Genomic DNA, 8,950 nt, shown 5'->3' on the forward strand with positions numbered 1-8,950 from the left:
TGTTCGATATAAGACCTTGTTTCAATATCATCACGCGTCTTTTCGAGAATCATAACAATGCCGTGAAGATTTTCATTCTCATAAACATGGGCATGATTTACAACACGGGCGTGATCATAAATACGAGCATTGCCATAGACATGGGCATGGTCATAAATGATCGATTTACCAAAAACGATTGCATTGCCATAAACATAACCAGCGATAATAGAGTTATTATAGACCCTAGCATTTTGAGACACATGACCTGAGTTTAAAACCATAGCATTTCCATACACCCAGCAATTGCCATCATGAGAGAGATTGCTTTCATTTTCGATAAAGCCGCCGAGTTGACCAGTCTTTACATCAGAAAAGTCTCTTAATGCTTTAATGCGATAAACAGTACGATTACCAAAGAGACGCGTTTCATTTGTTAATTCATATTTTTTAGTTACAACTGTACTAGTCATGAGAAACCCCAATCTAAATATCTACTAAATTTTGAATGAAAGAATTTGGAAAGCAGGCGCCCCCCGCAACGCCGGCGCCATTATTTATGCTGCTTGATTTTCATCAATTTTTACAACGTTATCACCTTCATAAACTTCATAATTTTTGCTAACCCAACATAAATCGCTACGTCTTTTTAATCTTGCATTTCCATAGACCCTACCTCTAATCAAGAAATAACCAGAGACCCTAGCATTGCCATAAACAGAGCCATGAACCTTAGTATGGCACCCTACGCTAGCATTGCCATAAACAGAGCCATAAATTTTTGCAGCCCCATTAACAACGGCATTCTCATAAATTTGCGCACCTTCTTTAATACGAGCAGAGCCTAACACCCGCGCATTGCCATAAACCTTGGCATTTTGAAAAACCCATGCTTTATTGGAAATATGAGCATTGTCATAAACATGGGCATTGGGATAAACGCGGGTTTTGTCACAGACATGGGCATTACCATAAACATGACCACAAACATGAACATAATGACGTATTTTTGCATTGTCATATACACGGGCATTTGCATAAACCAATGCACTATCATAAACCCAGCAGTTACCATCATGAGAGAGGTTGCATTCCTTTTCGATAAAGCCACCCAGTTGACCAGCTTTAATATCATCAAAATCTCTTAATGCTTTAATGCGATAAAGAGTACGATTACCCAATACACGGGTTTCATTTGTAATTTCATATTTTTTGGATACAGTTATAGTAGACATAGGGAAGATCCTATCTAATAATCGATAAAATTTTAATGAAATGTTCTTAAAAAGGGCGCCCCCGCCGCGCCCGCGCGTCTATTTACGCAGCCTGATTTGCATCTTCAGAATTGCAATCATATTGGCAATCATCATCATAACCATAATCATCATAATATTCGTGACGATAGTAATCATCTTCACTACCAAATTCTGGATAGGCATCATCACAGATATCTTCATTAGCAGTTAAAGAAGCATTGCTATGAATATAAGAATTGCCAGAGACCAGAGCATCACAAACCATGGCATCATCAAAGACACGGGATTCATCACAAATATAGGCAGATCCCTTTATTTTTGCATTACCGCCGACATGGGCATCATCACAAATGACAGCATTATCAGAAATATGGGCATGATCAGTTACACGAGCGTTATCATAAATTTGCGCATTGCCTTCAATAACCACGCCATTGCTAGCATGGGCATTGCCAGAAAGCTTTGCATTATCTTTTAGTGTCATTCCTTCAAAAATAGCGTTGCCATAGATTTGCGCATTGCCATAAACATCTACAAAAAAGCTTCTTACTTTTGCATTACCAAAGACGCGGGCGTTTTGAAAGACATGCGCTTTATTATAAACCCAGCAATTGCCATCATGAGAGAGGTTATCTTCCTTTTCGATATACCCCCCTAGATCACCTTTTTTAACATCACCAAAATCTCTTAAAGCTCTAATACGGTATAAATAATGATCATCTATTAATTCACAATCATCAATAAATTCATATTTTTTTACAGGTTCTTGTTTTGCAAGGGATGTAGTGTCATTTGCATTGGAAACGATAACGGGGGTGTTTTTAACTGTAGATTTCATTTTTAAAAATCCTTAACGTAAAATGTTTGTTATTGACGCTCCATAAGAGCGCCGGGCGCTAACAAACACGGCGTTAAGTCCGTTGCTTACACTTTTCCTTAGAAAGGTGTTGTATGGTGTAAGCACACCCGACAGAATCTTAATATACTAACAAGAGCATAAAAGACAGTCAGTATTTTAAAAGCATAGGAGAGGCTGTTTCGTAACCTACCCGCTTAACGAGAGTGTTTGTTAATCACCTGAGTATTTATATAACAAAATACGTATTTATTGTCAACTATCTTTTATTATTTTTTGTGTTTTTTATAATTATTTTTTATACCATTGTGTATAAATATGCGTCATATGCTTATAAATATTTTCTATTTTATTGCCTCTATTCGATTCTATATTACGCAATTGCGTTATTTTTCTCTTTTAAACGTCATAACAACTAAAAACGCTCTTATGATGCTTATTTTTAACTTTATAACGCATCATTATTTTTATGAGATAACTTGTGAATATTTTTGTGAATTTTTTATAAGAGGTTGGTAATTTAAACAGTTTTAATAGAGATCGCATCCTTATAATCAACGCTTTTATTCAAATTTATTGTTTTGATTCATTCTCTATAGCCACCGCATCATGTTCATAAAACAAAATGATAAATATGATTATGCGGTTTTGATTTATTATAAAAACATTTCGAATTCTTATATCATTATCAAAATACCTTTTAATGGGCTTTTGTCTCTTGTCAGTTATTAGCAGTCATTTTACCCCCTCATTTTTAAAAAAACTTTTAGATAAAAATAAAAACCATTATATTTCAATATGTTAGTGTGTTTTGAGAAATAATCAATGCTAATAAGATGATTTATATAGACAATTAATGATATCAATTGACCAAAACCTGTCAGTATCTGTCTAAAAATTGAACTGACAGCATTTATGATTTTAGTGCGTGTTTAAACCCTATCTTATGAGAGAGCATATAAATCTTTAAAGCCTTTCAAAAGACAGCTCGTGATTATGAGGCGTGTTATAAAGAGTAACTTATCAATTTGAATGGGTTTTTGAGGGTTTTGAAGGTGTCATAACGTAAGGAATAAAAACATTCATCATTCTCTTTAAAAAGAGCTTTTGAAAGATATGAAAAGCATCATTTGAGATTGCGAGTTAATCTTTTAAAGGCAATGTAAAAAAATCTCATTCTATTTAAGATGGGAATTCTTAAAAGCCTTAAAGCAATCCATATGAGAGTGTCTAAAAGTGCAAGGTTTCTCTTTTTAGAATAGCGCATAGTAAATCATTCCTTTTAAGATTGTACATAAGCAACCTAATAAGAGAGTATAGATTACAGCTATAAATCTATACTCCTTGTAATTAGCATGCCTATCATGTGAGCATGCTTTCTTAAGTCTATTCAGTTTCTCTTAATTCTAATTTTGGTAAGTTCTTAACAATCTTGATTGTTTCTAAACTTACCGTAATAACCCTTTGGAACAATTCCAATGGATAAGCAGGGTTGCCAATGGTTTCAACAGCATAGCGATTGGCATCATTAACAATGCCACTCTTTTTATCAGTCTTTACACATTGACGCCCCATAACCCATTCAAGAGCGGGTTTACCATTTACAATATACTCATAAGCTTCAAGAGGAATATCTGTTATCGTGATATTACTGTTATAAAAAACAGTGGTTTTATCCTTTTCCTTACTATTGCCAGCGAATTTCATTTCTGTCACATAATAGAATTTCTCAGGATTAGAGATCTCTGTAAGTTTTGGATTGCCTTTTTTAAAGGTCACGGGATAAGGGTCCACCGTTTCATAATTAACGTGTAAATTGCCTAATTTACGCCCCGCATTAACAAATGCCCAGAAATCTTCAGTGCTCTTTACGCAAGGGATGCGAGGCAATTCCTTAGAGAGATTATCAGCATAGCGAGCACGGTAATCTTCTGAATGCAAGATTCCGTAAACATAATAGAATAGATCATCTTTAGTGATTTTCTCATTAGGATAAGCCGCTTTAAAATGTGCTAAACCTTCATCAGTAATGGCATCACGGCGTTGTAAACCAGTGGTTTTTCCTTCCTCTGTAGAATTTGTAAATAAATGGGATTGGCTATTACTTCTATTTTTTGAAACCTCAGTATCTTCGTAAAGGTACAATGGAAAGCATTGACTAGTATCTAGTGCATGAAGATCAGGTAAATTTTTACTCATCAGGACAGAAAAACCACATCTTGCACCTATGCCTGTAACTTGTATCACCCTATTATCAACCGTTTTTCCCATTGGGAATATCCGCATCTGATAAGCACCATCGCAGTTGAGAGCAGAATCACAATAAAGCCACTGTCGTGTAAAAGGACGATATAAGCTTTTTGTAAGGAAATTTTCCTTAAAGTTGAAAACTTTTCCTTTTATCAAATCTTGTTTGAGATTATAACTCCAACTTATTTTGCTCTCATCCGAGTCAACAAAATCATTTACAGCATTTGCATGTATTGTACGATTATTATGTGGATAGGAATCATTAAAACGTTTTACTTCGCTATTATAGAAAGCAATCATATTCTTCATATTTTTTGCTAAAAGCTTAAGGCTTGAGTTGTATGCCCACGCATCACGGCTGGTCATAATACCACGAGAGTAAGTCTCAAAAAGTTTCTTACCATGACCTTTCTTAATACCCATAGCTAAAAATGTTTCAAAACTATCATCACGTTGATTTATCCAATCACCATGCTTGTTTGGTGTAATGATTTGCCAACTTGATTTATCCGCAATACCCTTAACACTACTAAGGTACTCAAGAGCCGCAAGTTTACCTTTTGTTGTAAGATTATTGCCAATATCATGATAGTAAATTTTACAATCTCCAGAAACATTGGGATTTTTGATAAATAATGTTACAGCAATACCGGTCATACTACCATTGCCAAAAACATTTTCTCCTTCTTGAGCTCTACCACCACTTAACATGTTTTTACGAAGATCTCCTCGTAAATTGAGTACATAAATGCTGGTAAATTCCTTGGTTAAAGATTTGCGTAAACTGTCCATTGTTGGCTTTTCTATATAACCAGAACCAGAAACAAAGCCAATGATGCCAGCATTTTCAATACGGTCACTTGCCCAACGAATAGCGCGAATGTAACTATCGTAAAGTGCTCGTATATTAGTTACTTTCGATTGAGCAGCATAGGTTTCACGAATACGGTTATCTAAGAGCGGATAAGGAATGTTTTTTGCGTTGTCATTTTCATTCTTCTGTCCTACGGAATAAGGAGGGTTACCAAAGATCACTTCGATATTCAGCTTTTTCTGAAGTTCCAAATATTCACTGTTTTCTTTAAACAATTTTTGCAGCAGATTTTTCTCTTCAAGCATCTGAAACGTATCAGTCAAACCAATATGTTTGAAGGGAATATAATCTCCTTTCATAAGACTATGATAGGTCGATTCAATATTAATCGCTGCTATGTAATAAGCTAAAAGAACAATCTCATTAGCATGGATATCATGACGGAATTTATATTCCATATCCTCTGGTTGAATGAGATCAGATTGCAAAAGCCGTGTGATAAAGGTACCGGTACCTGTAAAGGGGTCAAGAATAGAAACACCACGTGATCCCAAGCTCTTGCCAAATTCCTTGCGCAAAACATCATCAACAGAGCGAATAATAAAATCGACAACCTCAACAGGGGTATAAACAATGCCAAGCCTATCCGTTGTCTTTTTGAACGCCTTGGCAAAAAAGCTTTCATAAAGAGTAATGATAAGATTTTGTCTTGCTTGCGGGGTGGTAATACCAGAGGCACGTAATTTTACACTTTCATAGAATTCTTTGAGCTCTTTTGACTCTTCTTCAATATTGGTCTTATCCAACTCAGCTAGGATCTTTTCCATTGCTTGCGAGATGGCATTGTTTTGAACAAATTGATTGCCATCAAACAAAGCCTCAAAAACAGGACGCGTCACAAGATGTTGTGCGAGCATTTCAACAGCTTCTTCTTGTTTTATATCACTGTTTAAGTTGTTCTGTAATTCCTCATGAAACGCATCAAAAGCACGGCGTGCTTCGCTCTTTTCATCCGCAAGCATATTTTGCAGGCGGTTGATATGGTTTTGTGCAATCTCAGCAACATTGCCAGCCCAGTTCCCCCAATAATCGGTAATAGCAAATTTCTTAGCAAGGAGTGTTCTAAGAGCATTAGGAAATTCAAAACAAAAGGAGTAGTTTTCTTCTTCTGTATGACTCTTAGAAGCTTTATAGGCTGGTTTTTCAATTTCCAGTCCCATGTTTTCTGATTTTTCAGGGAATAAGCGTTGATCCTCAACCGCAGTCATACTGTCTAAGGCAAGAATCTCTAAGGTATGACTTACATCTTGCCCTAAAATCATCTGGTTAAGGGTGATCTCAAAATTCTCATCATGGGCAAGCAAAGCATTGATTACTTGCCAGACAACACTGTATCTCTTATTGTATTTTAAAGCCTGTTCAGCAGAAATCCCCGCAGGAACCCCAACCGGTAAAATGATATAACCTCTCTTTTTTCCCTTGGCACGGCGCATGACACGCCCCACTGCTTGTATGACATCCACATGACTTTTGCGCGGGTGTAAAAACATCACCGCATCAAGAGCAGGGACATCCACTCCTTCAGAGAGACAACGAACATTGGTTAACACACGGCAGGTATTGTCCCCCGCGTCTTCCTTTAACCAATCGAGGAGTTCATTGCGTCGTTTTGCACTAAAAGACCCATTAATATGGTCAAATGTACAATCAAGAGGAGGTGTCTCTTTACGGCTCTCATAAAGAGCACGTAATTTGTTCTGAAGTTTTTGAGAATTGAATACTCTACAGATGTGTTGAGAGGTTTCAATATCTTTACAAAAAGCCAAAGCACGGCGCATGGGATTGGAATCATCACCAAGATCAACTTTCAGATCGATTTTACTCAGAGCTTGGTAACATCCTACGAGCTTGGTTTCATCATCAAGAGGAATTTCATAATTATCATCGGTCATAAGATGTTGCGTGGATTGAGCCACGGCTTCTTCATTCACACCTAAGACAATAATCTTATAAGGTGCTAGCAATTCATTCTTTACGGCTTTTGAGAAGGTATAAGTATAAAGGGTTTTTCCATAGAGCTCTTCATCATCCATAGAAGCTAGCACGGCATTAACCTCATTGGCTTGTCTTTTCTGGTTATCAGCAAAGATCTTTGGAGTTGCTGTCATGTAGAGGCGTTTTTTGCCCTGAACAATGCTGTTATCATGAACCTTGATAAACTCAGATTCATTGTCTATTCCTAATGACGTACCAGTGGTTCTATGGGCTTCATCGCAAATGATTAGATCAAATTCAGGTAAAGCATATTTCTTTTGCGCATCGGATATCACTTGGATAGAATGATAAGTCGAAAACACCACAGTCATCACATCAGGAGAAGTTTTATTGGCTTTGCTAGCAAGTTCTTTTGCATCTGTTGTAGCAGGCAGGGCAAGATCAGATGCGTCGAAATCGGCAGTATCCTCTTTGTTTTTACGCCGCTTGCCAACTTGTGTATCAGAACACACCGCAAAGGACCGCAAGGGTATCTCTGTATCGAGGGTCCATTCTCTGATGGTTTGTGACATAAGAGCTAGAGAAGGGACCAAAAACAAAACACGCTTGCCTTGACCAGCAAGAGTTTCTGCTATCTTAAGACTGGTGAAGGTTTTTCCCGTTCCACAAGCCATAATCAGCTTGCCACGGTCTGCTTCTTTTAAACCTTCACAAACAGCTTCAATGGCTTCTTTCTGATGATCTAAAAGCTTTTTCTTCGTTTGTTCTTTAAGGACAACATCCCCATTTTCTTCAAAAGCACTCCAATCGATTTGGCTTTTTTCGAGATCAAACAGATTAATCTGTTGAATGCGGATTTCTTGTCCTTCACAGGTATGAGAAGCATTATCACTCCAATCGCTTTCAGTGCTGTCGATAAGAATGCGACGGGAGAAGATCTTTTTTCCAGAGGCAGCGATAAAACTATCAATATCTTCTTTTTTAATGCAATGAGAGGCGTCATAGCATTTGCATTGGATTGCAGCATAGCTTTCTTGATCACGGATTTTAGCGACCAGATCAATTCCAATATCACGACCATCTTCCCCACGCTCTTTAGCCCAATCACAATAGGTTTGAACCTTCTCATATTCTTGGCATTGCAGCGGGTCATGTTTCAAATAAGCCATGACAAGATTTTCGAAAAGGGTTCCTAATTCACGAGGCGATTGTGCTTTGTTACGATAAGTTTGTAAGAGAGAGCGTAAAGAAGATTGTTTATTATCAGAATTGAGAGATCGAAGCATTATGCAATAAACCTCATTGCTTTGTAATGTTGATTAATTCACATCAAAAGAATCGAAATGAAGTCTATTAAAGGGATTCAAAACAAATATCGAGTACGAAATGAGACAAAACCACCCAAAAACCCACCAAATACGTCAAAAAAATTTAACAAGTTGCAGTTATAAACAGCAAAGTGGTGAAATTTGCTATTCATTTTATGAGAAATCAAGACAAATTCGATATGTGTTTTAAGAGATCAAAATGAATGTTTTGAAGTGTTTTATGATCACAAAATATCATCACTAAAATCATAAATGGTGTCAGTTAAATTTTTAGACAGATACTGACAAGTTTTAATCAACTTATCTCATTAATTGTCTATATAAATCATCTTATTAGCACTGATTATTTCTCAAAACACACTAACCTATTGAAATATAATGTTTTTTACTTTTATCGAAAAGTTTTTTTAAAAATGAGGGGGTAAATCAACCGACAACGACCGACAAGAATATGACCTGAGTTATGACTATT

General features: G+C 36.5%; 4 protein-coding genes. All 4 read right to left on the reverse strand.

The genetic code is table 11. From position 1 onward, the window contains the following. Positions 1-452 (reverse strand): hypothetical protein (locus AC0QT1_RS07985; protein WP_473202060.1); only part of this gene is annotated, 452 nt, incomplete at its 3' end. An 84-nt stretch (positions 453-536) separates the two neighbouring features. Beyond that, the gene (locus tag AC0QT1_RS07990) at positions 537-1,214 is read right to left on the reverse strand and encodes a hypothetical protein (RefSeq protein WP_473202061.1); all 678 of its coding nucleotides are present in this window, start codon (positions 1,212-1,214) and stop codon (positions 537-539) included. Positions 1,215-1,296: 82 nt separating this feature from the next. Continuing rightward, on the reverse strand, positions 1,297-2,073 hold the full coding sequence (locus AC0QT1_RS07995; protein ID WP_473202062.1) for a hypothetical protein: 777 nt from the start codon (positions 2,071-2,073) through the stop codon (positions 1,297-1,299). A gap of 1,404 nt (positions 2,074-3,477) precedes the next feature. Continuing rightward, positions 3,478-8,436, reverse strand: coding sequence for a DEAD/DEAH box helicase (locus AC0QT1_RS08000; protein ID WP_473202063.1), 4,959 nt, complete (start codon positions 8,434-8,436; stop codon positions 3,478-3,480). Between the last annotated feature and the right edge of the window lie 514 nt (positions 8,437-8,950).

The sequence above is a fragment of the Bartonella sp. P12B genome, assembly GCF_055796185.1.

Bases quoted from the DNA above. Each gene is read 5' to 3' on its own strand.
- AC0QT1_RS07995 (WP_473202062.1), bottom strand. From the start codon at position 2,073: ATGAAATCTACAGTTAAAAACACCCCCGTTATCGTTTCCAATGCAAAT.
- AC0QT1_RS07990 (WP_473202061.1), bottom strand. From the start codon at position 1,214: ATGTCTACTATAACTGTATCCAAAAAATATGAAATTACAAATGAAACC.
- AC0QT1_RS08000 (WP_473202063.1), bottom strand. From the start codon at position 8,436: ATGCTTCGATCTCTCAATTCTGATAATAAACAATCTTCTTTACGCTCT.